Raw genomic sequence first — 26613 nt, 5'->3', positions numbered from 1 at the left:
GCGACTTCAGCGCGCTCGTCCGTCGCAAGCCGCCGGCGCACGCACCGGCACGCATTCGCCATCGCGCAACGCCCGCCGGTTGAAAACCATTTAATCACCGTCAAAAAGCGCAGTTGCCGTGTATTGACGGACGCCGCACGCACATTCCACCGTTTTGCGCGGCCGCCGCAGCACGCTGTGCGGCGCACGCATCACGCCCCCACCGACATGTCGATCAGCACGCTCTTGAACCGCAGGTTCGCCTCGTACGCCTGCCGGCCGAGATCCTTGCCGATCCCCGATTGCTTGTAGCCGCCGGTCGGAATCACGAAATCCGATGTGCGGCCGTAGCGGTTGATCCACACGGTGCCGGCCTCGATGCCACGCATCATGCGCAGCGCGCGGCCGAGGTCGGCCGTATGCACGCCGGCCGCGAGCCCGTACTTGTCGTGCGCGGCGAGCGCGAGCGCCTCGTCCTCGCCGTCGAACGGCTGCACGGTCAGCACGGGCCCGAAGATCTCTTCGTTCACGGCCGGCGACTGCGTGCTCACGCCAGTCAGGATCGTCGGCGCATAGAACGCGCCGTCGCCGGCGAGCGCGAGGCGGCCGCCGCCCGCGACCGCCTGCGCGCCGCCTTCGAGCGTGCGCTGCACGATCGCGTCGATCCGCTGCAGCTGCGGCTGCGACACGATCGGCGCGAGCGTTGTGCCGGCCGCCCAGGTCATGCCCGGCCGCAACTCGGCGAACGCCGCGGCGACCCGCTCGGCGAAGCGCGCTTCGATGCCGCGCTCGACGAGCAGCCGCGAACCGGCAACGCACACCTGCCCCGCGTTGCCGGTGATCGCCGCGGCGACGCGGCGCGCGACCGTGTCGAGATCCGGCGCGTCGGCGAACACGATCTGCGGGCTCTTGCCGCCCAGTTCGAGCGTGACCGGCTTCGTGCCCGACTGCGCGCACGCGGCCATGATCGCCGCGCCGGTCTGCGTCGAACCCGTGAACGTCACCTTCGAGACTTTCGGATGCCGGCACAGTGCGTCGCCGGTCGTGCGGCCGTCGCCTTGCACGATGTTGAAGATACCCGGCGGAATCCCTGCCTCGATCGCCAGCTCCGCGAGCCGCAACGCCGAGAACGGCGTCATCTCGGACGGCTTCAGCACGACCGCGTTGCCGGCCGCCATCGCCGGCGCGATCTTCCACGACGCCATCACCAGCGGGAAATTCCACGGCGCGATCGCCGCGATCACGCCGTACGGCTCCGCGATCGTCATCCCGAGATGGTCGGTGCGCGTCGCCGCGACCTCGCCGCCGATCCGGTCCGCCCATTCGCCGTAGAAGCGGATCCCTTCGGCCGTGAACGGCACGTCCCAGCGTGCCGCGTCGGCGATCGGGCGGGTCGAGCCGACCGCCTCGAGCGGTGCGAGCGTCGCGACGTCCGCGTCGATCAGCTCGGCCCAGCGGCGCATCGCGCGTGCGCGTTCGCGCGGCGCACGGCGCGCCCAGTCGGTCGTCCGGAACGCGTGCCATGCGTTTTCGACCGCACGGTCGACGAGCGCCGCGTCGGCGATCGGCAGCGCCGCGTACACGCGTCCGTCGGACGGCCGGCGCACGTCGATCGCGCCCACGCCGTCGATGTATGTGCCGCCGATGAAGTGCGCACTGCGCACCGCGACGGCGGCCGGGTCGAAACTGTTCATCAGGTACTCCGAGTGGTGTCGTTCTTTTCCCGGCGAGATTTCGTCCGGGATACTCCCTGCGACGCGCGAAAAACCTGCCCTCCCGCTACGGCCGCACCGTCTGCCGCGGCGCCACGACGACCGGCAGCTCCTGGAACCGCTTCAGGTCGTCCTCGCTGCGATGGCACAGCACCTGCGCGCCGTTGTCGAGCGTGCGCAGCGCGGGCGCGGCCTGGTTGCACACGCCGTCCACGCGCATCGCGCAGCGCGACAGGAACGGGCACAGCTCGGGGTTGTCCGCCCGCGCGCCGATCGGCACCAGCGGCCGGTGGCAGCGCTCGCTCGCGTCGTCGAGCCAGCCGGCGCGCAGCTCCGGCGCCGACGACACCAGCAGGTGCGAGTACGGGTGGTACGGCGGCGCGCACAGCGCGTCGCGGCTGCCCGTCTCGACACGGCGGCCCGCATACAGCACGACGATGTCGTCGCTGATCGCGCGCACCTTCGCGATGTCGTGCGTGATGAACACGTACGACACGCCGAGCTTTGCCTGCAGGTCGCGCAGCAGGTCCATGATCGCCGCGCCGACGACCGTGTCGAGCGCCGACGTCACTTCGTCGCACAGGATCAGGTCCGGCTCGGCCGCGAGCGCGCGCGCGAGGTTCACGCGCTGCTTCTGGCCGCCCGACAGCTCCCCCGTGCGCCGCCCGGCGACCGCCTGCGGCAGCCGCACGAGATCGAGCAGCTCGGTCACGCGCCGCCGCGCGCGTTCGCCCTTCATCCCGTGATAGAACGCGAGCGGCCGTGCGAGCGTGCGCTCGACGCTATGCACCGGGTTCAGTGCGGTATCCGCGTTCTGGAACACGATCTGCACGCGCCGGTGCTGTTCCTTCGTGCGCTTTCCGATGTCGAGCGCGAGCGGCTCGCCGTCGAGCAGGATCTGGCCGCCTGTGGCCGGCACGAGGCCCGCGATCACCTTCGCGAGCGTCGTCTTGCCTGAGCCCGATTCGCCGATCACGCCGACCGTCTGCCCGCGCCCGATGCGCAGGTCCACTTCGTGCAGGATCACCTTCGACGGCCAGCCTTTCGCGGTGCGCCCGCCATACCCGGCAATCGCGCCGCGCACTTCGAGCAGCGGCGCGGGAGGCGCGGGCTTCGCGTCGCGTTCGGCGTCGTTCGGCGTGACCGCCGCGATCAGGCTCTGCGTGTACGGATGCGCGGGCGCATGCAGGATCTGCTCGGTATCGCCGACCTCGCGGATCACGCCGTCGCTCAGCACGACGATCCGGTCGGCCATCTGCGCGACGACGGCCAGGTCATGCGACACGTACACCGCACTCATGCCGCAGCGCCGGATCACGCTCTTGAACGCCTGCAGCACGTCGATCTGCGTGGTCACGTCGAGCGCCGTGGTCGGCTCGTCGAGGATCACGAGCTCAGGATCGGTGATCAGCGCCATCGCAGCCATCAGCCGCTGCAGTTGCCCGCCCGACACCTGGTGCGGATAGCGCTTGCCGATCGTCTCCGGCTCCGGCAGCGCGAGCGCGCGGAACAGCTCGACCGCCTTCGCTTCGGCCGCGCGCTTCGTCAGCGTCTTGTGGATCAGCGCGCTCTCGATCACCTGGTCGAGAATCGTGCGCGACGGGTTGAATGCCGCCGCGGCGCTCTGCGCGATGTAGGCGACCTTGCGGCCGCGCAGCGCGGTCAGCGCCTGCGCGGACAGCCCGCGCACGTCCACGCCGCCGAGACTGATCGTGCCGCCCGAAATCCGGCAGCCCGCGCGCGCGTGGCCCATCAGCGACAGCGCGATCGTCGTCTTTCCGGAGCCCGATTCGCCGATCAGCGCGAGCACCTCGCCGCGCCGGACGTCGAAGTCGATGCCGTGGACGATCGTCGTTTCCTCCTCGCCCGAGCGGCCGCCGACGACGCGCAGTCCGCGCACCTCGACCAGATTGTTCGACTCGTGTTGCATCAGTGTCCTCCCGCGGCGCCGGCCGTGCCTTTGCGGCGGCCGCGATGCGGCAAGCCGTCGATCAACAGGTTGACGCCCACCGTCAGGATCGCGATCGCGACCGCGGGCATGATCGCGACCGCCGAGCCGTCGCCAAGGCTTGCGATGTTCTCGCGCACGAGCGAGCCGAGGTCCGCATACGGCGGCTGCACGCCGAGCCCGAGGAAGCTCAGGCCGCTCAGCAGCAGCACGACGAACGTGAAGCGCAGCCCCGTATCCGCGAGCATCGGATGGATCATGTTCGGCAGCATCTCGACGCACGCGATGTACAGCGCGCTCTCGCCGCGCGCCCGTGCGACCTGCACGAATTCGAGCGTGCTGATGTTCACGGCCAGCGCGCGGGCGATCCGGTACGAGCCCGGCATGTAGCTGATCGCCGCGGTCAGGATCAACAGCGGCAGCGACGAGCCGAACGCGGCGACGATCATCAGCGCGAACATCTTCGACGGGATCGACGTCAGCGCGTCGAGCAGGCGGCTCATCGTCTCGTCGATCGCGCGGCCCGAAACCGTCGCGAGCAGCCCGAGCGTCGTGCCGATCAGTGCGGCGAGCAGCACCGCCGCGAGCGCGAGCAGCACGGTCAGGCGCGTGCCGTAGAGGATCCGGCTCAGCATGTCGCGGCCGAGGAAGTCGGAACCGAACGGCAGCTTCGCGCTGAACGGCGCGAACACGTCGGGCGTGACGATCGAGCCGACCTCGTGCGGCGCGAGGAGCGGCGCGAACACTGCGATGAACAGCATCAGGCCGGCCATCGACAGGCCGACCCAGCCGCCGGTCGTCAGTGTCGGGCGCACGGCGCGGCGCTTGCGCGGCCGCTCGGGGGAAGGTGCGGCAGGCGGCGTGTCAGGCCACGGCGGGAGCGGATCGCCGGGCGGCGGCAGCGCGCTGCTGCGTTGTACAGGTTCGGTCGGGTGCATGTGCGGCATCTCGGGAGAAGGATGGGACGGTCAGGTCCGCAGTCTCGGGTTCGACACGATCGAGCACAGGTCGGCGAACAGCACGAGCGTCAGATAGGCCACGCAGAAGATCAGCGTGCACGCCTGCACCAGCGGGAAGTCGCGGTTGCCGACCGCATCGACCATCAGGCTGGCGAGGCCCGGATAGTTGAAGATCGTCTCGACGACGATCACACCGCCGAGCAGATACGACAGGCTCAGTGCGATCGCATTGGCGATCGGCCCGATCGCGTTCGGCAGTGCATGGCGCAGCACGACGCGCGCGGGGCTCGCGCCCTTGAGCACGGCCATCTCGACATACGACGCGCTCAGTTGCTCGATCACCGCGGCGCGCGTCATCCGTGCCATCTGCGCGATCACGACCGCACAGAGCGTCAGCACCGGCATGGCATACGCGCGCAGGAAATCGTGGACGCTTTCGATCGGCCCGCTGTACGACAGCGCCGAGAGCCAGTGCAGCTTCACGGCAAGCACGAGCACGGCGACCGTCGCGATCAGGAATTCCGGCGTCGCGACGAGCGACAGCGTGCCGAGGCTGATCGCGCGGTCGAGCGCCGACTCGCGCTTGACCGCGGCGAGAATGCCGAGCGCCAGTGCGATCGGCACCGATACGCAGGTCGTGATCGCCGCGAGCGTCAGCGACTTCGGCAGGCGCCCGCCGATCATGTCGGACACCGGCATGTCGCTCGACAGCGACCGGCCGAAGTCGCCGTGCAGCAGGCCCGCGAGCCAGTGCGCGTAGCGCACGTGGGCCGGCATGTCGAGGCCGAACTGCTGGCGCAGCGCGGCCACCGTCTCCGGCGTCGCGGACTGGCCGAGCGCGGCCTGCGCGGCGTCGCCCGGCAGCAGGTTCGTGATTGTGAAGATGATCACGGACACGATCAGCAGCGTCAGCACGGTGACCGCGATGCGGCGAACGATCAATCCGAGCAGAATTCGGTTCATTGCGCGGCACTCCGGGAAAGTGTCACCGTTGCCGGCGCGGGAACCCGCACCGGCAACGCGGCTGTGGCGGGTAACGGCGTCACGCGTTCCACCACACGTGCTCGGCGAACATGAAGCCCATCATCCCGCCGGTCGGGATCGAGCCGAGGCCCGCGAGGCGCTTGTCGTATCCGTCGAGAAAACTGATGAACGCGGGGATGCCGATCCTGCCCTGCTGTGCGACGATCACCTGCATCTCGCCATACATCTGCTTGCGTTTCGCGTCGTCGGTCTCGGAACGCGCGGCGAGCAGCAACTGATCGAACTTCGCGTTCTTCCAGCCCGACTCGTTCCACGGCGCATCCGACTTGAAGAATTGCGTGAACAGCACGTCGGCGCTCGAGCGCGGATTGATGTTGCCGAAGCCGAGCGGGTGCTTCATCCAGTGGTTCGACCAGTAGCCGTCGGCCGACACGCGGTTCACCTGCAGGTTCAGCCCGATTTTCTGGCCGGCCTGCTGCAGCAGCACGGCCATCTCGACCGAGCCGTTCGCGTCCGACGTCGCGTAGATCGGCGGCAGCGCGACACCCAGCGCGCCGGCCTTCTGGAACAGGAATTTCGCCTTGTCCGGATCGTGCGGCCGTTGCGGCAGCGACGCGTTGAAGTAGCGATGGCCCGGCGGAATCGGCTGATCGTTGCCGATCACCGCATAGCCGCGGAACACCGCCGAGCGGATCTGCTCGCGGTCGAACAGGTACTTGATGCCTTCGACGAAATCCGGGTTGGCGGTCAGCGGGTTTTCGCCGCGCATGATGAGGTCGGTATAAAGACCCGACTTGGTCTCCTTGAGCGCGTAACCGGGCGTCGACGCGACGCGCTGGGTCGAGCGCGGGTCGACCGCGTTCACGAGGTGCACGTCGCCCGACAGCAGCGCGTTCAGGCGCGCGGCGCTGTCGCTGATGCCGATCAGTTCGATCTCGTCGAGATACGGCATCCCCGGCTTGAAATAGCTGTCGTTGCGCACGCCGACCGTCGACACGCCGGGCTTGAACGCCTTCAGCTTGTACGGACCGCAGCCGATGCCGGACGTGAAGTCGGTCGTGCCGTCCTTGACGATCACGAGCTGCGGCGTCGCGAGGATCACCGGCAAGTCCGCGTTTGCGCTGGCGAGCGTGAGCGTGACTTCGTCGGGGCCGGTCGCCTTCGCGTCGGTGAACTGATCGGCGATCGTCTTGACCTTCGATGCGGTGGCCGCGTTCTTGTGGCGCATCAGTGAAAACACCACGTCGGCCGGCCCGACCGGTTTCCCGTCGTGGAACGTGACGCCCTTGCGCAGCTTGATGATCCACGTCTTCGCGTCGGTCGTGTGCAGCGACTCGGCGAGATTCATCTGCGGCGTCAGGCTCTGATCGAGCTGCGTGAGGCCGCTGTAGAACATGAAGAAGCGAATGTAGTCGGCGCCCGTCGAGCCTTTGGCCGGGTCGAGCGTATCGGCCGTCGAGCTGGACTCGTTCGCCACGCGGATCTTGCCGCCGCGCTTCGGCGCGGGCGCGGCGAATGCGGGCTGCGTCTCCATCAGCAGTCCGCCGGCCCCGGCGGCCATCATGCCGCCCGCCGCCATGATCCGCATCATGTCGCGGCGCGTGAAGCCGCGTTGGTCGCCGCCCTTGTCGATATCGTCGCTCATCCGAACTGCTCCTGACTGTGGAAAGTGGGTCCTGGGGTCCAGCCTGGTTCGAGATTCCCGCCGCGCCCGCCTGCTGGTAGCGAGCGCGACGTCGTACGCATTGAGTTCATTTAAGCACCGCCAAAATGCCGGTTGTCGCGATTCGGGGCGCCTGCACGATACGATTCGACCGTTTTGGGCCGTCCGCGCAGCATGATTTGCTGCGCGCCCGTGCGTGCTGCCGCCCCTTCCTGATCTGCCTGCGACAAATGCGTGACGAAAGGAATCGTAAAGCGGCGGCCGCCGCAGATTGCATCGACAAAATTGCCCGTTCGGCATCCGAAACGCGTTCGGCGGCCCCAAACGGCCTGTTTTGCATCGATTGCGCGGCCGCGGGCCGGCCGCGGTCGAAACGAGCGAAATGTCCTAGTCGTCGGTTGCGCGCGCGTGCGACAGTGAGCCGCCCTCGCAGCCGTTGCGCCGGGGCGATTCCCCACTACCGCGAGGACACCCACGCATGAAAGTTCAGAAGATTTCCCGCTCCGTCGACGCCGACTTGCCCGAAGACTGGGGCACGGCCGGATTGCCCGGCACCGAGCCCGCCCGCGTATCGGGCCGCCAGGTCGTGATCCCTGGCAGCGAGGCGTTCGACACCGGCGTGTTCGAATGCACGCCGGGCACTTACCGGCGCGGGGTGAAGGAAGCGGAGGTGATGCATTTCCTCGCGGGCGCCGGCACGTTTGCGCCGGATGGCGAGGACGCGATCGAGTTCGGCGCAGGCGACACGCTGTTCTTTGCCGCGAACACCGAAGGGCTGTGGCAGGTGCGCGAGACGATGCGCAAGGTGTACGTGATCTTCTGACGCCGGGGGCCCGCTGCGTGCCGCGGGTTTTCCCGGGCAGGCAGCTGGCCGGCAGCGCGCCGCGCGACAGGCCGCCGCGCAGCCGACGCGTCGCTTACAGGCCGAGCTGCGTCGCGAGATGGCCGATGTCGGACACCTCGTAGTAGTTGTAGAACGGCGTGCCCGGCTCATGGCCGCGATTGACGAACGCCTTGTGCCTGATCCCGAGATCCTCGGCCGTCATCAGGTCGTAGCGCAGGCTCGACGACACGTGCAGCACGTCCTGCGGCTCGCAGCCGAGCTTGTCGAACATGTATTCGAAGCCCTGCATCCGCGGCTTGTATGACTGCGCCTGCTGCGCGGTGAATACGGCGTGGAACGGCGCGCCGAGCTTGTCGACGTTGCTCATGATCTGGTCGTCCGACGCGTTCGACAGGATCACCAGCTTGTACTTCTTCGCGAGCCGCGACAGGCCCGCCGGCACGTCCGGATGCGGGCCCCACGTCGGGACCGCGAGATAGAAGCGCTCGGCTTCGGCTTCGTCGAACTTCACGCCGAGCTTGTTGCAGGTGCGCCGGATCGCATTGACGACGACGTCGCGATACGGCTTCCACGCGCCGAGCACCTCGTCGAGGCGATAGCCGGCGAACACGCGCACGAACTCCTCGAGAGCGACCGGCGACAGGCGGTCCGCGTAGATTTCACGCGCCATGTCGCCCATCCGGAAGCGGGTCAGCGTGCCATAGCAGTCGAACGTGATGAATTTCGGTTCAAATTGGATCATGGTGACGTCCTGTCGGTGTGAAGCCCCGGCAGGGCCGGGGACGGGCTGGGTTTAACGCAATTGAATCAGGGCAATAAATCCTTCGCGCATCGTTCGGCGCCGCTCGAAACGCACAATCGCCGCGTGTTGCCGGGGCTGCACGGCACGATCTGCGGCGCGATCCCGGCGGGCGGCAGGCGCGCGCCGCGCTGCTTCAATCGTACTGGCGTTCGCGCAGCAGAAGCTGCCGGAATGACCGCCCGCATCGGCACGGAACGCGCGTTGCGTCACGCCGTTCGAGCCGGTTTGCGTCGATCTCGCGCAACGGGCCGCGCGCGCCGGAAAACAGGCGAATCGTCCTATCCGCGCCACGCCGCCGCTGGCAGAGTGAACGCGTCATTCCCTACCCGTCCGGAGCCCAGCGTGGCCGATACCAACACTTCCCGCACGCTCACCTATCGCCCGTTCACCGAGGACGATCTCGCCGCCGCGCACCGGCTGTCGAGCGCATTCAACTGGCCGCACCGCGTCGAGGACTGGCGTTTCGTCATGCATCTCGGCAGCGGCTTCGTCGCCGAGGATGACAGCGGCATCGTCGGCACCGCGCTCGGCTGGCGCTTCGGCGATTCGCACGCGTCGCTCGGCATGGTGATCGTGTCGCCCGAGCGGCAGGGCCAGGGCATCGGCCGCGAACTGCTCGCGCGCATCGTCGAGAGCCTCGGCCCGCGCACGACGTTCCTGCATGCGACACCCGCCGGCGAGCCGCTGTATGCGAAATTCGGCTTCAAGCCGATCGGCACGATCGACCAGCATCAGGGCGCCGCATTCCAGCCGCCGCTGATCTCGCTGCCGCCGGGCGAGCGCCTGCGCCCGATCGGCGCGAACGACGGCCCGCGGCTCGCCGCGCTCGCGTCGCGCGCATGCGGCTACGAGCGCGGCGCGGTGATCGGCGCGCTGCTGGACGTCGCGAACGGCATCGCGCTCGACCGCGACGGCGAGCTGCTCGGCTTCGCGCTGTTCCGCCGCTTCGGCCGCGGCCACGTGATCGGCCCGGTCGTCGCACCGGACGTGCTGCGCGCGCAGGCGCTGATCAGCCACTGGCTCGCGCTGCACGAGGGAATGTTCGTCCGCCTCGACGTGCCCGGCGACAGCGGGCTGACGGACTGGCTGATGGGGCTCGGGCTGCCGCGCGTCGATACGGTCGTCGCGATGGTGCGCGGCAACGCGCCCGTGCGCGACCCGGCGGCACGCCCGTTCGCGATCGTCAACCAGGCGCTCGGCTAAACGGGCGCACGCGATGAGCTTCGTCTACAAGGCCGACCCCGTGCGCGGCGAGCAGTGGGCGCGCCGGTTCGCGGAAAAGGCGCCCGACATCGACTTCCGTCTGTGGCCCGACATCGGCGCCCCGGCCGAAGTCCGCTACCTCGCCGCGTGGCAGCCGCCGGACGATCCGGTCGCGCTGCTGCCGAACCTCGAGATCGTGTTCTCGGTCGGCGCCGGCATCGACCAGTTCGATCTGTCCCGCGTACCCGCACATATTCCGGTCGTGCGGATGATCGAGCCCGGCATCGTCGAGGGGATGGTCGAGTACGTGACGCAGGCGGTGCTGACGATCCACCGCGACCTGTTCGACTATGCAGCGCAGCAGCGCGCGCAGCAGTGGCACGAGAAACCGGTGCGCGCGGCCGCGTCGCGCCGCGTCGGCGTGCTCGGTCTCGGCATGCTCGGCCAGGCCGTGCTCGACACGCTGCGGCGCTTCGGCTTTCCGTGCGCCGGCTGGAGCCGTACGCCGCGCACGCTCGACGGCGTCGACTGCTACGCGGGAGACGCCGCACTCGACGCATTTCTCGCGCGCACCGACATCCTGATCTGTCTGCTGCCGCTGACGGCCGACACGCGCGGGCTGCTCGGCGCGCGCGTGTTCGACGCGCTGCCGGCCGGCGCGTCGCTCGTGCAGGTCGGGCGTGGCCCGCAGCTCGATCCGGCCGCGCTGCTCGCGGCGCTCGATGGCGGCCGGCTCGACAGCGCGATCCTCGACGTCACCGATCCCGAGCCGCTGCCGGCCGGCCATCCGTTCTGGACGCATCCGCGCATCCGCATCACGCCGCACATCGCGAGCGCGACGCGGCCCGATACCGCGGTCGACGCGGTGCTTGCGAATCTCGCACGGCATCGCGCGGGCGAGCCGATGATCGGCGTCGTCGATCGCGCGCGCGGCTACTGACCCTGATTGAGCGTGTCGTCGCGTGTCGTCGCACGCCTGCGCGCGCGATGCGCGTCGGCCCCGCGAGAACGGGTCGCAGCACAAAATGCCGAAGCGCCCCGCACAAACGCCGCATCCATGTGTTTCGCGCCGCCATTTGACGACGCGCCTGCATTTCTCGCTCGCTAGGATGAACGCACCGCTGACACCTGACGAGAGTCCCGCCCTGCCATGACCCAATCCACGCTGATCGAAGCCGATCGTCAACACCTGATCCACCCCGTCGTGAACTACCGTGCGCACGAGGCGCGCGGCGTCACCGTGCTCGACTCCGCAGACGGCGTGTACCTGCGCGACGCGAATGGCAACACGCTGCTCGACGCGTTCTCCGGCCTGTGGTGCGTGAACGTCGGCTACGGCCACGACAGCATCGTGAAGGCGGCCGCCGAGCAGATGGCGAAGCTGCCTTACGCGACCGGGTATTTCCATTTCGGGTCGCAGCCCGCGATCGAGCTCGCCGAACGCCTCGCCGCGCTCGCGCCCGCGTCGCTCACGCGCGTGTACTTCACGCTCGGCGGCTCTGACGCGGTCGATTCCGCGGTGCGCTTCATCACGCATTACTTCAACGCGACCGGGCGGCCGTCGAAGAAGCACATGATCGCGCTCGAGCGCGGCTATCACGGCTCGTCGTCGATCGGCTCGGGCCTCACCGCGCTGCCGGCGTTCCATCGCCATTTCGACATGCCGCGCGCCGACCAGCATCACATTCCGTCGCCGTACCCGTACCGCCATCCGCTCGGCAACGATCCGCAGGCGCTGATCGCCGCGTCCGTAGCGGCACTCGAAGCGAAGGTCGCGGAACTCGGCGCGGACAACGTCGCCGCATTCTTCTGCGAACCCGTGCAGGGCTCCGGCGGCGTGATCGTGCCGCCCGCCGGCTGGCTGAGGGCGATGCGCGACGCGTGCCGGCGCCTCGGCATCCTGTTCGTCGCGGACGAGGTGATCACCGGCTTCGGCCGCACGGGCCCGCTGTTCGCGTGCGAGACCGAGCGCGTCGAACCGGACCTGATGACCGTCGCGAAGGGCCTGACCGCCGGCTATGCGCCGATGGGCGCCGTGCTGATGTCCGACGAAATCTACGAAGGGATTGCGGGAAGCCCTGCCGACACGGCCGTCGTCGGCCACGGCCATACCTATTCCGCGCACCCGGTCAGCGCCGCGGTCGGTCTCGAAGTGCTGCGCCTCTATCACGAAGGCGGGCTGCTCGCGAATGGCCAGGCGATGGCGCCCCGCTTCGCGGCCGGCCTCGACGCGCTGCGCGACCATCCGCTCGTCGGCGACGCGCGCGCCGCCGGCCTGCTCGGCGCGCTCGAACTCGTGGCCGACAAGGCGCACAAGACGCGCTTCGATCCGGCACTGAACCTGCCGGACCGGATCGCGGCCGCCGCGTACCGCAACGGCGTCGTGTTCCGCGCGTTCGGCGACGGCATCCTCGGTTTCGCGCCGGCGCTGAGCTTCACGGCCGGCGACTTCGACCTGCTGTTCGCGCGCGTGCGCAAGACGCTCGACGACGTGCTCGCGGACGCCGGCGTGCAGCGCGCGCTCGACGCTGCACACGCGCAGCCGGTGTGACGCGCATCGGGAAAGCCGGGCTTGTGGCGCGATTGTTTCGACTCTAAAGTAACCGAACATTTAACCCAGCCGCCTTCACACGAACCATGACGGACAGCAAGCTCGACCGGATCGACCTGCGCATACTCTCGCAGCTGCAGAAACGCGGCCGCATGACCAACGTCGAGCTCGCCGATGCGGTCGGGCTGTCGCCGAGTCCGTGCCTGATCCGCGTGAAGCGGCTCGAGAGAGCGGGTTACATCGCCGGTTACGGCGCGCACATCCAGCTCGAAAAGCTCGGCGACGTGCAGGTGGTGTTCACCGAGGTCACGCTCGCCGACCACCGGCGCGAGGATTTCGACCGCTTCGTCGCGGCGATCCGCAACGTCGACGAGATCGTCGAATGCCACCTCGCGAGCGGTGGCTACGACTATCTGCTGAAGTTCGTCACGCGCAGCGTGAGCCACTACCAGACGATCATCGAAGGGCTGCTCGAGCAGAACATCGGCATCGAGAAATATTTCAGCTACGTGATCATCAAGTCGCCGTTCGTGAAGCGCCACTACCCGCTCGAATCGCTGTTCGGCGAACGGCACTGACAGAGGCCGCGCGGCGCGACGAGCGCGCGGCACGCAACGAGGAGCACATCGACATGCACGACACGATCGCGGCGCGCGTGAGCAGCGTCGCAGACCGTGCCCGCTTCACCCGCCGCGCGACATGCAACGTGCGCGTGCGCGCGACCTGACGCGCCCCGTCCGCGTGCCGTCCTGCGGTGCGCACCGAACATCCGACCATCCGACCGAATCGAAGGACCTCCGATGCCGCTTACCTTGTCCCGCCCCGAACTCATTCGACCCGCGAACCTGATCGACGGCGCGTGGCGCGATGCCGCCGACGGCCACCGCTACGCGGTGATCGATCCGGCGACGCTCGATCGCGTCGCGGACGCGCCCGACAGCGGCGCCGCCGACGCGCGCGCGGCGACCGACGCGGCGGCCCGCGCGCTGCCCGCGTGGCGCGCGACGACAGCCCGCGAACGCGCGACGATCCTGCGCAACTGGCATGCGGCGATCGTCGCGCACACCGAGGATCTCGCGCGGCTGATGTCGCGCGAGCAGGGCAAGCCGCTGGCGGAAGCGCGCGGCGAAGTCGCATACGGCGCGTCCTATGTGCTGTGGTTCGCCGAGGAAGCGACGCGCGCGTACGGCGACCTGATTCCGCAGCAGCAGCGCGGCAAGCGGATGAGCGCGGTGAAGGAGCCGATCGGCATCGTCGCGGCGATCACGCCGTGGAATTTCCCGCTCGCGATGATTGCGCGCAAGATCGCGCCGGCGCTCGCGGCCGGCTGCACGGTCGTTGCGAAGCCGGCCGAGGACACGCCGCTCACCGCGCTCGCGCTCGCATTCCTCGCGCAGGAGGCGGGCGTGCCGCCCGGCGTGCTGAACATGATCGCTGCGTCGCGCGAGCGCGGCGTCGAAGCGGTGGGTGACTGGCTCGCCGACGGCCGCGTGCGCAAGATCACGTTCACGGGCTCGACACCGGTCGGCAAGCTGCTCGCACGCGAATCGGCGGCCACGCTGAAGAAGCTGTCGCTCGAGCTCGGCGGCAACGCGCCGTTCATCGTGTTCGACGACGCCGATCTCGACGCGGCCGCCGACGGGCTGATGGCCGCCAAGTTCCGCAACGGCGGCCAGACCTGCGTGTGCCCGAACCGCGTATACGTGCAGCAGCGCGTGTACGACGCGTTCGCCGCGCGCGTGGCCGCGCGGGTCGGCGCATTGAAGGTCGCGCCGGCCACCGATCCCGCCGCGCAGATCGGCCCGATGATCAATGCGCGTGCGGTCGACAAGATCGCGCGGCACGTGGACGACGCGGTATCGCGCGGCGCACGCGTGCTGACGGGCGGCACGCGCCTGTCCGAACTCGGCCCGCACTACTACGCGCCGACCGTGCTTGCCAATGCCGCGCCCGGGATGGCGCTGTGCGGCGAAGAGACCTTCGGGCCCGTCGTCGCGCTGTTCCCGTTCGACACCGAGGACGAAGTGATCGACGCCGCGAACGACACGCCGTTCGGGCTCGCCGCGTACTTCTATACGCAGGACATCCGGCGGATCGCACGCGTGTCCGCGCGGCTCGAGACGGGCATCATCGGCATCAACGAAGGTGCGCTCGCGAGCGAGGCTGCGCCGTTCGGCGGCGTGAAGGAATCGGGCTACGGCCGCGAAGGCTCGCGCTACGGCCTCGACGACTACCTGTCGATCAAGTACCTGTGCCAGGGCGGGCTCGACTGAGCCCGCGCGCCCCTTCATCGTCCGACACCCTTTCGATCCGCACCGTCATGACCGAATCCGCTTCCGCCTTCACCCCGTATCCGATCGAAGTCGCGTTTCCCGACCTGAGCGCGCACCGCGCGGGCAATACGGGCGTCGACTACGTGTACCGTTTCGACTCCGGCGTGCCGGGCCCGAACGTGATGGTCAACGCGCTCACGCACGGCAACGAGGTGTGCGGCGCGATCGTCGTCGATGCGCTGCTCGCGCTCGGCGCGCGGCCGCGGCGCGGCACGCTGACGCTGTCGTTCGCGAACGTCGCGGCGTATGCCCGCTTCGATCCCGCACAGCCGGACGCGGCGCGCTTCGTCGACCAGGATTTCAACCGCGTGTGGACGCCCGCGGTGCTCGACGACCTGTCGGTCCGCTCGGCCGAGCTCGATCGCGCCCGCGCGCTGCGGCCGTTCGTCGACGCCGCCGACTGGCTGCTCGACCTGCACTCGATGCATGAACGCAGCGCGCCGCTGATCGTCGCGGGGCCGCTCGACAAGGGCGTCGCGCTCGCGCGCCACGTTGGCGCGCCGGCGACGGTGATCCGCGACGCCGGCCATCCGGAAGGCACGCGGATGCGCGACTATGCGGGCTTCGGCGATCCGGCGAGCCCGAAGTGCGCGCTCCTCGTCGAATGCGGACAGCACTGGGAAGCGCGCGCGGTCGACGTCGCGCGCGATTGCACTGCGCGGTTCCTGGTCGCGTCGGGTGTGCTCGATGCCGCGGATCTGCCGGCCGGCTGGTTGCTGCCACTGCCGGACATGATGCGCATCGTGCAGGTGACCCAGCCTGTCGTCGCGACGAGCGTCGATTTCCGCTTCGCGGGCAACTACACGGGCCTCGAACATTTCGCGGAGGAAGGCACCGTGATCGGCTGGTCGAACGGCGAGCCGGTCGTGACGCCGTATCCGGACTGCGTGCTCGTGATGCCTTCGCTGCGGCAGTTGCGGCCCGGCGTCACCGTCGTGCGGCTCGGACGGCTCGAGACGCAGGTCGCACCGCTCGCGCTCGAATGACGTTTCAAGCGGCCGGCGCACCGCGCCTGCCGACCAGGAACCACGTGCGGAACTCGCCCAACCCTTTCGCCGCGATCATGCCGCGCTCCTCGACGACGAACGATTCGCCGAGCCTTGCGCGCGTGGCTTCCGTCATCTGCACGCGCCCGGCCACACCTTGCGATTCCATCCGGCTCGCGAGGTTCACGGCCATCCCCCACAGGTCGTAGATGAACTTGCGCTTGCCGATCACGCCGGCCACGACCTCGCCGCTGTTGATGCCGATCCGCAACTGCAGCCTGCAGTGCCGCAGCGCGTTGAAGCGAGCCAGCGCGTCGATCATGTCGAGCGCCATGTGCGCCGCGCGCGTCGCGTGGTCCTCGGCCGGAACCGGCAAGCCCGCAGCCGCCATGTAAGCGTCGCCGATCGTCTTGATCTTTTCGAGGCCGCGGTGGTCGGCAATGATGTCGAAGCCCGTGAAGATCTCGTTGAGCATTTCGACGAGCTGCTCGGGGCGCATGCCGGCCGAAAAGCCGGTGAAGTCCACGATATCCGCGAACAGTACCGACACCTCCGGGAAGCGGTCCGCAATCACGTCCGGGAAACTCCCGGCGATGTCGTCGAGGTGCGCCTTCAGCCGCTCGGCGATCGGATAGGGCAGCATGTTGAGCAGCAGCCGCTCCGACACCTTCTGCTCGGCGAGCACCTTCGCATAGAGGCTCTGCAATTCGTCGCTCTGCCGGCGGATCAGCTCGCGGCTCGCCTCCACTTCGCGCACTTTCTGCTCGAGCGCCTGGCCGTAGCTGCGCAGCTCCCGATGCAGCAGGCGCACCTCCAGCATGTTGTGAACCCGCATCAGCACTTCGGCCAGATCGAACGGCTTGCTGATGAAATCCTTCGCGCCGGCCTGCAGCGCACGCAGTTCGTGCGCCGGCTGCGCGGTGATCACGATGACCGGAAGATAGCTGTCCGCTTCGAGCGCCTTCAGGCCTTCCATCACCTGAAAGCCGTCGGTGCCGGGCATCTGCAGGTCGAGCAGGATCAGGTCGTAGCGGTTCCGGCGGTGCAGCTCGACCACCGCGGACGCATCCGTCGTCGACGCGACCCGCGCGTAGCCGGCCCGGCGCAGCAGCTGCTCGAGCAGCAGGACATTGGCTTCGAGATCGTCGACGACGAGGATGCTGGCGTCGAGGATCGCGCTGGAATCGATCATGGTTCGCCACCCGGCTGCCCGACGCGCGCTAGTGTTTTCCTTCCGCGAACGCGATCGCGTCGGCAAGCGCATCCATGAACGCGTCGATCCTGATCGGTTTCGTCAGATAGCGAAAGAAGCCTGCCTTCAGCCCCTTCTCGATGTCGCGCGGCATCGCGTTCGCGCTGAGCGCGACGACGGGAATGCCCGACGTCGACGGATTCCTGCGCAGGATGTCCAGCGCTTCGATGCCGCTGATGTCGGGCAGGTTGATGTCCATCACGATCACCCGCGGCAGCGCGCTGCGCGCCAGCTCAACACCGCCTTGCCCCGTCGCGGCGCTGAGCATGCGCAAGTCTGCGCGCCTGGCAACGAGCTGCTCGACCAGTTTCAGGTTGGCCGGATTGTCCTCGACATAGAGCACGGTATGCACGGGCGCTTCGGCGGCACCGCTTTGCGGCACGTGCTCGTCTGGCGTTGCGGGGTGTGCGCCCGCCGTCGTCGCGACGTCCGGGGCGGGCGCCGAATCGAGCTCGATCCAGAACATGCTGCCCTTCCCGACCGTGCTCTCGACGCCGATCGCGCCGCCCATCAGCTCCGTCAGCCGCTTGGCGACCACGAGGCCGATGCCCGTGCCTTCTTCCGCGCCGGCTTCCTGTCCGAGGCGGTTGAACGGCTGGAAAAGCTGGTCGAGCTGGCCCGGCGACAGGCCCGCGCCGGTGTCGCGGACGCTGACGCGAACCCGCTTGGCGACGCCTGTGTCGTAATCGACGTCGACCTCGCCCGACGCCCGGTTGTACTTGATTGCGTTCGACAGCAGGTTGATCAGCACCTGCTTGATGCGCGTGCGATCGGCGCGGACATGGCAGAGCGGATCGACGCGCGGGAAGGTCACGCGAATCCCGCGTTGCTGCGCCTGCGGCCCGATCATCGCCGCGCATTCCTGCAGGATGTCGTGCAGCGATACCGGTTCGGGCGACATCGATACGTGTCCGGATTCGATCTTCGCCAGATCGAGCACTTCGTTGATCAGCGCGAGCAGGTGCCATCCCGCGCGCAGGATCTGATCGAGGCTCGCCAGTTGCGACGGCGTCGGCGGCGGCGACTCCGACGCCATCAGTTGCGCGAAACCGAGGATCGCATTGAGCGGGCTGCGCAACTCGTGGCTCATCCCGGAAAGGAACTCGGACTTCGCGCGATTCGCGCGCTCCGCGGCTGCCTGGGCCTGCTTCTGGTCTTCGATGTCGGTCTCGGTGCCGAACCACTTGACGAGCTTGCCGGCGCGATCGCGGTACGGCAGGCCGCGACAGAGGAACCATCGATACGCGCCGTCCGACGTGCGCCTCAAGCGGTATTCGAGCTCGAACTCGTCGCCGCTCTCGATCGAATGTGCCCAGATTTCGACCGCGCGCTGGCGATCGTCCGGATGAAGAAAGCGCTCCCAGCTCTCGCCCCGGGCCTGCTCGAGCGTGATCCCGCCATACTCGAGCCCGCGGCGGTTTACATAGTCGACCGAGCCGTCCGGATCGGCCGTCCACGTGATATGGGGGATCGCATCCGCGAGCAACCTGAAGCGCCGTTCCCCCTCGATCGCTTCGGCCTTGCGACGACGCAATCTCGCAGGTGGACGGACATGACGCATTCGCATGATGTTTTCCCCGGAACGGGCACGGACGCCTTTTCAGTTTAGTCGTGCGCAAACCGATCGGGAGAGGCGGGGTTCGGCGCCGCCACCGGGATTCATCCCCTTTTTTGTCAGATTCAGGCTTGCCCGGCCGGCACGGCCAGCGTCATGTGCGATTTCACCCGCCCGCCGTCACCCGGGTCACTCGGGTCACTCGGGTCACTCAGGTCACTCGGCCGTGTCGCGCATCAGCTTCATCAGCTGCTCGCGCAGCCACTGATTGGCCTGGTCCCGATCGGCGCTGCGATGCCAGAAGCAGCAGTACTCGAGGTCGGGCACGTCGAACGGCAGCTCGAGAATGCGTGCCGGATAGCGCCTGAGCAGCCGCAGCGGTGCCGTCAGCGCGAGATCACCGCGCATCGCGATCAGCGGCGCGACCATGTAGTGCTGCACGCGCATCTGGATGTTGCGCCGATACCCGATGCGCGCCAGTTCCGTGTCGACATGGCCGCTGCCCTTGCGGCGGCTCGACACGTGGATGTGTCCCATCGCGAGATAGTCGTCCATCGACAGCACATCGCCGTTGAACGGATGGTCGTGACGGATCATGCACGCGTAGCGATCTCGGACCACCGGCGCCTGGAGCAGCGACGGATCGCCGATCGGCGGCGAGTCGATCGCGATGTCGACGGACCCGTTCGCGAGCGCGGTCGGGACTTCGCCGCGATCCAGGTAGTAGCTGCGCACGTGCATGCCGGGCGCATGCCGCTGCAGCAGCTCGCCGAGCGCCGGCAGCACCAGCGCCTCGGTCAGGTCGCTCATGCTCAGCCGGAACACGCGCTCGGACGTCGCGGGATCGAACACGTCCCCTTCGTGCGCGCTCGCATCGAGCAGCTGCAGCGCCTCGCGCACGCGGCCGATGATGTTCTGCGCCATCGGCGTCGGCATCATGCCGGCCGGCGTGCTGACGAACAGCGGATCGTTCAGCGTCTTGCGCAGGCGTGCGAGCGCGTTGCTGACGGCCGGCTGCGTGATGCTCAGCACCTCGGCCGCGCGCGTCAGGTTGCGCTTCACATAGATCGCCTCGAATACGACGAACAGGTTCAGATCAATCTTCGACAAGCGCATCGCCGGCCTCCTTGCCGGCATCTTAAGGGGCGCGACGCTCATCCGTCCATGCCGCGGCCGGGCCGCGCGTGCGTGCGCCGTTTTGCGCCCGTGCCGTGATCACGACCGTGCCGGCACCGTCAGGTACGGCGCGGTCGAGCCGGGCGTGCCGTCCTTGATTTCCATCCGCGCGATCGCCTGCAGGTGCACCTCGTCCGGGCCGTCCGCGTAGCGCAGCGCGCGGCCCCAGCTCCAGTGATCGGCGAGCGGCGTGTCGGGGCTGACGCCCATCGCGCCAAACACCTGCATCGCGCGGTCGCACACGTTCGTGTGCACGGTCGGCACCAGCGCCTTGATCATCGAGATCTCCTTGCGGGCCGCCTTCGCGCCCACCTTGTCGATCATCCACGCCGCCTTCAGCACGAGCAGGCGCGCCTGGTCGATTTCGATCCGCGAGCGCGCGATCCACTCGCCGATCGTCCCATGCCGGTTCAGCGGCTTGCCGAACGCCGTGCGCGACTGCGCGCGATCGATCATCAGCTCCAGCGCCAGTTCCGCCGCGCCGATCGAACGCATGCAGTGATGGATGCGGCCCGGCCCGAGGCGCGCCTGCGCGAGCGCGAAGCCGCTGCCCTCAACGCCCAGCAGGTTGCTCGCCGGCACGCGCACGTTGTCGAACGTGATCTCGCAATGCCCTTCGGGCGCGACGTGGTTGAGCACCGTGATGTTGCGCACGATCGTCACGCCCGGCGTGTCGCGCGGCACGAGGATCATGCTCTGCTGCTGGTGCGACTCCGCGTCCGGGTCGGTCTTGCCCATCACGATGAAGATCCGGCAGTTGGGGTGCGCGGCATTCGTGATGAACCACTTGCGGCCGTTGATCACGTAGTCGCCGCCGTCGCGCGTGATGCGCGTCGTGATGTTCGTCGCATCCGACGACGCGACGTCGGGCTCCGTCATCGCGAACGCCGAGCGGATCTCGCCGCGCAGCAGCGGCTGCAGCCACTGCTCGCGCTGCGCGGGCGTCGCGAACATGTGCAGCAGCTCCATGTTGCCCGTGTCCGGCGCGTTGCAGTTGAACACTTCCGACGCCCACGCGACGCGCCCCATGATTTCGGCGAGCGGCGCGTACTCGAGGTTCGTGAGGCGCGTGCCGGGCTCGTCGTCCTTCAGGTGCGGCAGGAACAGGTTCCACAGCCCCTCCTCCTTCGCCTGCGCCTTCAGCTCCTCCATGAACGACACCGGATAGCGGCCCGCATGGACTTCGTCGTGCCATTGGCGGATGCGCGGCACGATCCGCTCGTCCATGAATGCGCGCACGCGGCCGCGGAGTTCTTCCACCTTCGGGGTATAGCCAAAATCCATGATCGTGTCCTCAATTCCGTTCGATCGGAGAACCGGGACGCCGCCGTCGACGACGACAGCCTGCCCGGTCAGATAAGCGTTTTCCATCGCGCATGACATCGACATCGTCGCGACGGCTTCCTCCGGCCCGCCGCGACGCTTCATCGGCGAGTCTTGCGCGACGCACTTGTGACGGCCCGGCCTGCGCAACCGTCGATCTTCATCGCGAACTCAGATCGTCAGGCCGCCGTCGACGACGATGCACTCGCCGTTCGTATAGCTCGACGCATCCGACACGAGGTACAGCACGGTGCCGGCCATCTCGCGCGGCTCCGCGTGACGGCGCAGCGGGATCTTCGCCATCCAGGCTTCGTAGATCGCCTCGTCCGCGAACAGCGCGCCCGCGAACTTCGTCTTCGTGAGGCCCGGCAGCAGCGCGTTCACGCGGATGCCGAGCGGCCCGCACTCCTTCGCGAAGGCCTTCGTCATGTTGACGACCGCGGCCTTCGTGATCGAGTAGATGCCCTGCCGGTCGCCCGGCTGCAGCGCGTTCACCGACGCGGTGTTGACGATCACGCCGCCGCCCTGCGTGCGCATCATCCTGCCGGCTTCGACCGACATGAAGAAGTAGCCGCGGATGTTCACTTCGACGGTCTTGTCGTACGCCGCGAGATCGGTGTCCAGGATGTGGCCGAAATACGGATTCGCGGCCGCGTTGTTGACGAGGATGTCGAGACGCCCGTGCTTGCCGCGGATCTGCTCGAACGCGGCGGCGATGTCCTCCATCCGCCCGACGTGGCATGCCAGCGCCTCGGCCCGGCCGCCCGCGGTGACGATCTCGTCGGCCACCGCCTGGCAGTCGGCGAGCTTGCGGCTCGACACGATCACGTGCGCGCCCTGCTCGGCGAGCAGCTTCGCGATCTCCTCGCCGATGCCGCGGCTCGCGCCGGTCACGAGTGCAATCTTCCCGGTCAGGTCGAACAGATTCGTTGCCATGTGTCGCTCCTCCATGTGTGTGTATGCGGTGCGTGCCGCTTCAGTTTGTTCAGCGATGCGCGTCGATCACGCGCACGGCCTCTTCGGCGAGGCGTCCTGCCATTTCGCCGACGCGCAGCGCCGCCGCGCTCGATGCATTGCCCTGCAGCGCGCGCGCCTTCACGCCCTGCGCGATCGCGGCGAGCCGGAAGAAGCTGAACGCGAGATAGAAATGCCAGTCGCGGATCGGTTCGATGCCGCGCAGCTCGCAATAGCGCGCGACGATCTGCGCTTCGTCCGGCACGCCAAGCGCGGCGCGATCCATGCCCGCAAGGCCCGGGATATGGCCGTCCGACGGGAGCCGCAGGCACATGCAGAAGTACGCGAGATCGGCGAGCGGATTGCCGAGCGTCGACAGTTCCCAGTCGAGCACCGCCTTCACGCGGTAGCCGTCGCGCTCGAACATCACGTTGTCGAGCCGGAAGTCGCCATGCACGAGCGCAGGCCGCGCGGCATCGGGCGGGCATGCCTTCGGCAGCCAGTCGATCAGCGTTTCCATCGCATCGAGCCGCCCGGTTTCCGCCGCGCGGTACTGCTTCGTCCACACGCCGATCTGCCGCTCGAAATAGTTGCCGGGGCGGCCGTAGTCGGCAAGGCCGACCGCCTCGACGTCGACGTCGTGCAGCGCGGCCATCGTCTGCAGCACCGCGTCGTAGCAGGTCGCGCGGTCCTCCTTCGGCAGTTCCGGCAGCGCGGGATTCCAGAAGATCCGCCCGTCCTCGAAGCTCATCACGTAGAACAGGCTGCCGATCACGCCGCGGTCTTCGCACAGGTGGTACGGCCGTGCGACCGGCACCGCGCTCCCCGCCAGCGCACTCAGCACGCGGAACTCGCGGTCGACCGCGTGCGCGGATTTCAACAGCTCGCCCGGCGGCTGCCGCCTCAGCACGTAGCGGCCGCTGCGCGCGTGCAGCAGAAAAGTCGGGTTCGACTGGCCGCCGGCAAACTTCTCCGCGTCGACCGGCCCTTCGAAACCGGGCACGTGGTCTTCCAGATAGCGCGTGAGCCTGTCGACATCGAGTTGCTGTGGTGTGTTCGTCATCGTCCGGATCGTTTCGTGTCGTGGGTCAGCCGTAGGTCCTGAATGCGCGCCGTTCCGGATCCTCGAGATGCGGGATCCCGTTGAACGACGCCAGATGGAACGCGTCGGCGTTGAAGAAATACTGCGAGATGCTGCTGTTGCGGATCTGCAGATTCAGCGCGATCGCGCTCGACGCGGGCGCCGCCAGCACCTGCTGCACGGTGACCGCGATCGGGCCGCCCGAGCTCACCGCGAGCACGCGCTGCGCGCCGCTTTGCCGGATCGCGGCACGCGCGTCGGCGACGCGCTGCTGGAACTGCGCCCAGGTCTCGGGAACGGCGCCGCTCAGCCGGTCTTCCGACCAGAGATGCAGCACCTGCCTGAGTGCGCGGAAGTGCTCCTTCATCGTGCCGGCCGCGAGCCTTGCGAGCTCCGGATAGTCGCCGGCGGCCGCGGCGAACAGCGCCTCGAAGTCGTATTCGTTCAGGCCCGGATGCCGGTCGTAACGGACGTCCGTCCGGCCCATCCCGCGCAGGATCGCATCGACCGTCTGCGCATGCCGGTTCAGCGTGCCGCAGATCACGCGGTCGAACGTGATGTCCTGCCGCGCGAAGTATTCGCCAAGCCAGACGGCTTGCTGTTCGCCGGGCGCGGAGAGCCGGTCGTAGTTCTCCGTGCCGAACGACGCCTGTCCGTGCCGTACCAGAAAGAGTTCAGCCATCGCGTGCTCACCAGATCAGATGGCCCAGCATAGCGAGCACGCGCTCATTTTTGAAATTTATTTGCTGAATCGATCGGCATTCAAGTGATGAATCATGACCGGGTTGCGGGCGGCCACCTCGGCACAAGACAGCCGCGGCGCGCGCTTGCCGGCCCGACCGGATTCAACCGGCCGCCGGCAAGCGTTACGATGCGGGCGGCTCCTCCGCAGCCGGGCTTGCGCTCGTCCCGGTCGCGAGCGCGTCCGGCGGCGCCGACGCCGCCGTCGGCGCAACGTCCGTCTCCGTCAGCCCACCGCCCAGCGCCTTGTAGAGCGCGACTGCGTTGCCGAACTCGGCACGCCGCAGGTCCAGCAGCGCCTGTCGCGCGGCATACAGCTGCCGCTGCGAATCCAGCAATTCCAGCCGGCCTTCGACGCCCGCGCGGTAGCGCAGATTCGAAAGACTGGTACGGCGTTCGGCGCTGTCGACGACCCGGCTCTGCGCTTCGATCTGCCGGCCGAAGTCGCGGAGTACGCAGTCGGTTACTTGGCGGTTTCCGTGATGCATGCAAGGCGGATGAACACATGCTGATCCATGTGGGTCAGGCGCACGCTTGTCGCAGGCCTGATCGGTCGGTCACGGGTTGCGGCGGCGCGAACCGGACGGCGCCCCACGCCGCCATGCCCTTTTCCGCTAAAGTAAGACTGCAGGCCTCGAATACGGCCAATACATGTCCAACCATGCAGCCATACTTTTCAACGCACATGGGGTCACATTGAAAGCTCCGCAAGCCTACACCGCCGACGCGCCCACCCGCGCGGAAGTCGACGCACTCGCCGGTGCGACCGTCATCGAGTTCGGCACCAACTGGTGCGGTATCTGCTCAGGCGCGCAGCCCGCGATTCGCGATGCGTTCTCCGCCCACCCCGCCGTTCGCCACCTGAAAGTCGAAGACGGTCCCGGCCGGCCGCTCGGCCGCTCGTTCAAGGTCAAACTCTGGCCGACCCTGGTGTTCCTGCGCGACGGCGTCGAAGTCGCGCGCGTCGTTCGCCCCGCCAACGCCACGCAGATCGAAACAGAAGGCTTCGCCGCGCTCGCATGAGCGCGGCGACCCGCAATGATCATGAAACAGGCTATTCAACACATCGCCGTCGAAGCGCGCAGTTGCGGCCTCGTCGAGTTCACGTCGCAAGTGCGCGCGTTCGTCGAACAGCAAGCCATCCGCACCGGCCTGCTCACCGTGTTCTGCCGCCACACATCCGCTTCGCTGCTGATCCAGGAGAACGCGGATCCGTCGGTGCAGCGCGACCTCGAGCGCTACTTTGCGGAACTCGCGCCCGAGGACGCATCGCGCTACGAGCACGACACCGAGGGCCCCGACGACATGCCCGCGCATCTGCGCACGGCGCTCACGCAGGTACAGTTGTCGATTCCCGTCGAGCACGGGCGCATGGTGCTCGGTACGTGGCAAGGCATTTATCTGTTCGAGCATCGCCGCGCTGCGCATCGACGCGATATCGTGCTGCATCTGATCGGCGAGTAAGCGCGCGGGGCAAGCGGATTCGCTGACGTGCAACGCCGCGACGCCGACGGCGCGTGACGGAAAACCCTCGATGCAGGAGCAATCGATGTCTGAAGCAGCAGCAATGAACGATACGAGCAGCGAGCATCCCCTCGACAAAGTCGTATGGAACGCGCTCACCAGCAAGCAGCGCCGCTTTGCGCTCGGGGATGAGCGCGCGCTGCGGTTTCCGGCGGCCATCGCGCCTTTTGCGGCGATCGCCGATGCCAGTCCGGCATCCTTCGAAGCGCTGCGCGGATTGATCGACGCGCAGGGTCCGGTTGCCTTGGTCACGCCGACCGAACTGATGCCACCGGCCGGGTTCTCCGTCATCAGGCGTGCGACGCTGCTTCAGATGACCTGGCAAGGCCAACTCGACCCTGCGAGCGCATGGGAGCACGTCAGGCTCGCCGAGGGCGACGTGCCGGAAATGGTCGCCCTGACGGCCGCAGCGCAGCCGGGCCCCTTTGGCCCGCGCACCATCGAACTCGGCGACTATCTCGGCGTGCGCAGCCAGGGCAGGCTGGCGGCAATGGCGGGCGAGCGCATGAGGCTGGACGGATATACCGAAATCAGTGCGGTCTGCGTGGATGCCGCGTTTCGGGGGCAAGGTCACGCGGCCGGCCTGATGCGGCTGCTGATCGCAGCCATCCGCGCGCGGGCCGAGACACCCTTCCTGCACGTTCTCACGTCGAACCACGGGGCCATCGCGCTCTACCGGACGCTGGGCTTTGTCGAACGGCGCGAAATGCATCTCGCGGTGCTCGAAGGGGCGAAGGCGTGACCGACCGACGTGGCGAGTGGCGGTCCACCGGCAACGTGAGGACCGGGAACCGGTGTCGCCCTCGGTGACTGGCGGAGACAGTACGCGAGCAATAGACGCTTCTTCAACTGCAGCGGCTGACTTTCCCCCGCCGCACGCAAGACCGGTGCGCCTTCTCACGTGTCTGCGGCTAGCCTCGGCATCCGCCATTGGCGACGGTTGCGCCATTTCATGCATCGCGTCATTGGACGCCGCGCCCGTTCATCCGTCCAGACATTTCAGCCATTCGCTCGCCGCACATCCGCCGCCTATTCTGAAATTC

The 26613-nt window shown here is 68.1% G+C and carries 23 protein-coding genes and 1 pseudogene; 10 read left to right on the top strand and 14 right to left on the bottom strand.

Annotated elements, in window-relative coordinates; all coding sequences use genetic code 11:
- Positions 1–191: 191 nt before the first annotated feature.
- The 5 genes from ACV22Z_RS24005 to ACV22Z_RS23985 form a co-directional block, all read right to left on the bottom strand.
- Complete coding sequence (locus ACV22Z_RS24005) at positions 192–1673, bottom strand: aldehyde dehydrogenase family protein (RefSeq protein WP_448078770.1); 1482 nt, start codon at positions 1671–1673, stop codon at positions 192–194.
- Between the two features lie 85 nt (positions 1674–1758).
- Complete coding sequence (locus ACV22Z_RS24000) at positions 1759–3621, bottom strand: ABC transporter ATP-binding protein (RefSeq protein ID WP_448078769.1); 1863 nt, start codon at positions 3619–3621, stop codon at positions 1759–1761.
- Positions 3621–4577 (bottom strand): ABC transporter permease, encoded by a 957-nt coding sequence (locus ACV22Z_RS23995; protein ID WP_448078768.1) that lies wholly within the window; start codon positions 4575–4577, stop codon positions 3621–3623. Before ACV22Z_RS23995 ends, ACV22Z_RS24000 begins: the two co-directional genes overlap by 1 nt.
- Positions 4578–4607: 30 nt before the next feature.
- Complete coding sequence (locus ACV22Z_RS23990; RefSeq protein WP_448078767.1) at positions 4608–5561, bottom strand: ABC transporter permease; 954 nt, start codon at positions 5559–5561, stop codon at positions 4608–4610.
- A gap of 79 nt (positions 5562–5640) precedes the next feature.
- Entirely contained in the window at positions 5641–7227 is a 1587-nt protein-coding gene (locus ACV22Z_RS23985) for an ABC transporter substrate-binding protein (RefSeq protein ID WP_448078766.1), read from the bottom strand.
- Between the two features lie 496 nt (positions 7228–7723).
- On the opposite strand from ACV22Z_RS23985, the gene ACV22Z_RS23980 reads away from it, so the two are divergent.
- A complete protein-coding gene (locus ACV22Z_RS23980) occupies positions 7724–8068 on the top strand; it encodes a cupin domain-containing protein (protein ID WP_448078765.1) in 345 nt (114 codons plus the stop codon).
- 94 nt (positions 8069–8162) lie between these two features.
- Here ACV22Z_RS23980 and ACV22Z_RS23975 read toward each other — a convergent pair whose 3' ends face one another.
- The gene (locus ACV22Z_RS23975; protein WP_448078764.1) at positions 8163–8831 is read right to left on the bottom strand and encodes a haloacid dehalogenase type II; all 669 of its coding nucleotides are present in this window, start codon (positions 8829–8831) and stop codon (positions 8163–8165) included.
- A 402-nt stretch (positions 8832–9233) separates the two neighbouring features.
- On the opposite strand from ACV22Z_RS23975, the gene ACV22Z_RS23970 reads away from it, so the two are divergent.
- From ACV22Z_RS23970 to ACV22Z_RS23945, 6 genes are all read left to right on the top strand, one after another.
- Complete coding sequence (locus ACV22Z_RS23970; RefSeq protein WP_448078763.1) at positions 9234–10094, top strand: GNAT family N-acetyltransferase; 861 nt, start codon at positions 9234–9236, stop codon at positions 10092–10094.
- A 13-nt stretch (positions 10095–10107) separates the two neighbouring features.
- Complete coding sequence (locus ACV22Z_RS23965) at positions 10108–11034, top strand: 2-hydroxyacid dehydrogenase (RefSeq protein WP_448078762.1); 927 nt, start codon at positions 10108–10110, stop codon at positions 11032–11034.
- A 210-nt stretch (positions 11035–11244) separates the two neighbouring features.
- Positions 11245–12645: an aminotransferase class III-fold pyridoxal phosphate-dependent enzyme gene (locus tag ACV22Z_RS23960; protein ID WP_448078761.1), complete on the top strand. Its 1401-nt coding sequence runs from the start codon at positions 11245–11247 to the stop codon at positions 12643–12645.
- An 86-nt stretch (positions 12646–12731) separates the two neighbouring features.
- Positions 12732–13223, top strand: coding sequence for an Lrp/AsnC family transcriptional regulator (locus ACV22Z_RS23955; RefSeq protein WP_448078760.1), 492 nt, complete (start codon positions 12732–12734; stop codon positions 13221–13223).
- A 222-nt stretch (positions 13224–13445) separates the two neighbouring features.
- Positions 13446–14918, top strand: coding sequence for an NAD-dependent succinate-semialdehyde dehydrogenase (locus tag ACV22Z_RS23950; protein WP_448078759.1), 1473 nt, complete (start codon positions 13446–13448; stop codon positions 14916–14918).
- Between the two features lie 47 nt (positions 14919–14965).
- A complete protein-coding gene (locus ACV22Z_RS23945; protein ID WP_448078758.1) occupies positions 14966–15964 on the top strand; it encodes a M14 family metallopeptidase in 999 nt (332 codons plus the stop codon).
- A gap of 4 nt (positions 15965–15968) precedes the next feature.
- Here ACV22Z_RS23945 and ACV22Z_RS23940 read toward each other — a convergent pair whose 3' ends face one another.
- The 8 genes and pseudogenes from ACV22Z_RS23940 to ACV22Z_RS23905 all read right to left on the bottom strand — a co-directional run.
- The gene (locus ACV22Z_RS23940; protein ID WP_448078757.1) at positions 15969–17156 is read right to left on the bottom strand and encodes an adenylate/guanylate cyclase domain-containing protein; all 1188 of its coding nucleotides are present in this window, start codon (positions 17154–17156) and stop codon (positions 15969–15971) included.
- A 28-nt stretch (positions 17157–17184) separates the two neighbouring features.
- Positions 17185–18783 (bottom strand): hybrid sensor histidine kinase/response regulator, encoded by a 1599-nt coding sequence (locus ACV22Z_RS23935; protein ID WP_448078756.1) that lies wholly within the window; start codon positions 18781–18783, stop codon positions 17185–17187.
- Positions 18784–18987: 204 nt separating this feature from the next.
- Positions 18988–19887 carry a LysR substrate-binding domain-containing protein gene (locus tag ACV22Z_RS23930; RefSeq protein ID WP_448078755.1) on the bottom strand — a complete coding sequence of 300 codons (900 nt, stop codon included), beginning with the start codon at positions 19885–19887 and terminating at the stop codon, positions 18988–18990.
- Positions 19888–19986: 99 nt separating this feature from the next.
- Complete coding sequence (locus ACV22Z_RS23925) at positions 19987–21231, bottom strand: acyl-CoA dehydrogenase family protein (RefSeq protein ID WP_448078754.1); 1245 nt, start codon at positions 21229–21231, stop codon at positions 19987–19989.
- A gap of 210 nt (positions 21232–21441) precedes the next feature.
- Entirely contained in the window at positions 21442–22206 is a 765-nt protein-coding gene (locus ACV22Z_RS23920; protein ID WP_448078753.1) for an SDR family oxidoreductase, read from the bottom strand.
- A gap of 49 nt (positions 22207–22255) precedes the next feature.
- Entirely contained in the window at positions 22256–23287 is a 1032-nt protein-coding gene (locus ACV22Z_RS23915) for a phosphotransferase (RefSeq protein WP_448078752.1), read from the bottom strand.
- Positions 23288–23312: 25 nt separating this feature from the next.
- A complete protein-coding gene (locus ACV22Z_RS23910; protein ID WP_448078751.1) occupies positions 23313–23987 on the bottom strand; it encodes a histidine phosphatase family protein in 675 nt (224 codons plus the stop codon).
- A 184-nt stretch (positions 23988–24171) separates the two neighbouring features.
- A pseudogene (locus ACV22Z_RS23905) lies at positions 24172–24492 on the bottom strand (hypothetical protein); the annotation flags it as partial.
- A 250-nt stretch (positions 24493–24742) separates the two neighbouring features.
- On the opposite strand from ACV22Z_RS23905, the gene ACV22Z_RS23900 reads away from it, so the two are divergent.
- The 3 genes from ACV22Z_RS23900 (at position 24743) to ACV22Z_RS23890 (ending at position 26312) form a co-directional block, all read left to right on the top strand.
- Positions 24743–25069, top strand: a complete 327-nt coding sequence (locus tag ACV22Z_RS23900; protein WP_448078928.1) for a thioredoxin family protein — start codon at positions 24743–24745, stop codon at positions 25067–25069.
- Between the two features lie 21 nt (positions 25070–25090).
- The gene (locus ACV22Z_RS23895; protein WP_448078750.1) at positions 25091–25510 is read left to right on the top strand and encodes a secondary thiamine-phosphate synthase enzyme YjbQ; all 420 of its coding nucleotides are present in this window, start codon (positions 25091–25093) and stop codon (positions 25508–25510) included.
- Positions 25511–25595: 85 nt separating this feature from the next.
- Entirely contained in the window at positions 25596–26312 is a 717-nt protein-coding gene (locus tag ACV22Z_RS23890; RefSeq protein ID WP_448078749.1) for a GNAT family N-acetyltransferase, read from the top strand.
- The last annotated feature ends 301 nt before the right edge of the window (positions 26313–26613 follow it).

The sequence above is a fragment of the Burkholderia sp. PU8-34 genome (assembly GCF_053427725.1).
Note: the sequence above shows the minus strand (reverse complement) of the source record. Positions and strands in the feature narration are given on the sequence as shown.

Excerpts from the sequence above, each read along its gene's own strand:
- ACV22Z_RS23995 (WP_448078768.1), bottom strand. The coding sequence starts at position 4,577 with ATGCACCCGACCGAACCTGTACAACGCAGCAGCGCGCTGCCGCCGCCC.
- ACV22Z_RS23895 (WP_448078750.1), top strand. The coding sequence starts at position 25,091 with ATGAAACAGGCTATTCAACACATCGCCGTCGAAGCGCGCAGTTGCGGC.
- ACV22Z_RS23945 (WP_448078758.1), top strand. The coding sequence starts at position 14,966 with ATGACCGAATCCGCTTCCGCCTTCACCCCGTATCCGATCGAAGTCGCG.
- ACV22Z_RS23965 (WP_448078762.1), top strand. The coding sequence starts at position 10,108 with ATGAGCTTCGTCTACAAGGCCGACCCCGTGCGCGGCGAGCAGTGGGCG.
- ACV22Z_RS23950 (WP_448078759.1), top strand. The coding sequence starts at position 13,446 with ATGCCGCTTACCTTGTCCCGCCCCGAACTCATTCGACCCGCGAACCTG.
- ACV22Z_RS23940 (WP_448078757.1), bottom strand. The coding sequence starts at position 17,156 with ATGATCGATTCCAGCGCGATCCTCGACGCCAGCATCCTCGTCGTCGAC.
- ACV22Z_RS23890 (WP_448078749.1), top strand. The coding sequence starts at position 25,596 with ATGTCTGAAGCAGCAGCAATGAACGATACGAGCAGCGAGCATCCCCTC.
- ACV22Z_RS23975 (WP_448078764.1), bottom strand. The coding sequence starts at position 8,831 with ATGATCCAATTTGAACCGAAATTCATCACGTTCGACTGCTATGGCACG.
- ACV22Z_RS23920 (WP_448078753.1), bottom strand. The coding sequence starts at position 22,206 with ATGGCAACGAATCTGTTCGACCTGACCGGGAAGATTGCACTCGTGACC.
- ACV22Z_RS23925 (WP_448078754.1), bottom strand. The coding sequence starts at position 21,231 with ATGGATTTTGGCTATACCCCGAAGGTGGAAGAACTCCGCGGCCGCGTG.
- ACV22Z_RS23985 (WP_448078766.1), bottom strand. The coding sequence starts at position 7,227 with ATGAGCGACGATATCGACAAGGGCGGCGACCAACGCGGCTTCACGCGC.
- ACV22Z_RS23915 (WP_448078752.1), bottom strand. The coding sequence starts at position 23,287 with ATGACGAACACACCACAGCAACTCGATGTCGACAGGCTCACGCGCTAT.
- ACV22Z_RS23930 (WP_448078755.1), bottom strand. The coding sequence starts at position 19,887 with ATGCGCTTGTCGAAGATTGATCTGAACCTGTTCGTCGTATTCGAGGCG.
- ACV22Z_RS23990 (WP_448078767.1), bottom strand. The coding sequence starts at position 5,561 with ATGAACCGAATTCTGCTCGGATTGATCGTTCGCCGCATCGCGGTCACC.
- ACV22Z_RS23935 (WP_448078756.1), bottom strand. The coding sequence starts at position 18,783 with ATGCGAATGCGTCATGTCCGTCCACCTGCGAGATTGCGTCGTCGCAAG.
- ACV22Z_RS24005 (WP_448078770.1), bottom strand. The coding sequence starts at position 1,673 with ATGAACAGTTTCGACCCGGCCGCCGTCGCGGTGCGCAGTGCGCACTTC.
- ACV22Z_RS23960 (WP_448078761.1), top strand. The coding sequence starts at position 11,245 with ATGACCCAATCCACGCTGATCGAAGCCGATCGTCAACACCTGATCCAC.
- ACV22Z_RS23910 (WP_448078751.1), bottom strand. The coding sequence starts at position 23,987 with ATGGCTGAACTCTTTCTGGTACGGCACGGACAGGCGTCGTTCGGCACG.
- ACV22Z_RS23980 (WP_448078765.1), top strand. The coding sequence starts at position 7,724 with ATGAAAGTTCAGAAGATTTCCCGCTCCGTCGACGCCGACTTGCCCGAA.
- ACV22Z_RS24000 (WP_448078769.1), bottom strand. The coding sequence starts at position 3,621 with ATGCAACACGAGTCGAACAATCTGGTCGAGGTGCGCGGACTGCGCGTC.
- ACV22Z_RS23955 (WP_448078760.1), top strand. The coding sequence starts at position 12,732 with ATGACGGACAGCAAGCTCGACCGGATCGACCTGCGCATACTCTCGCAG.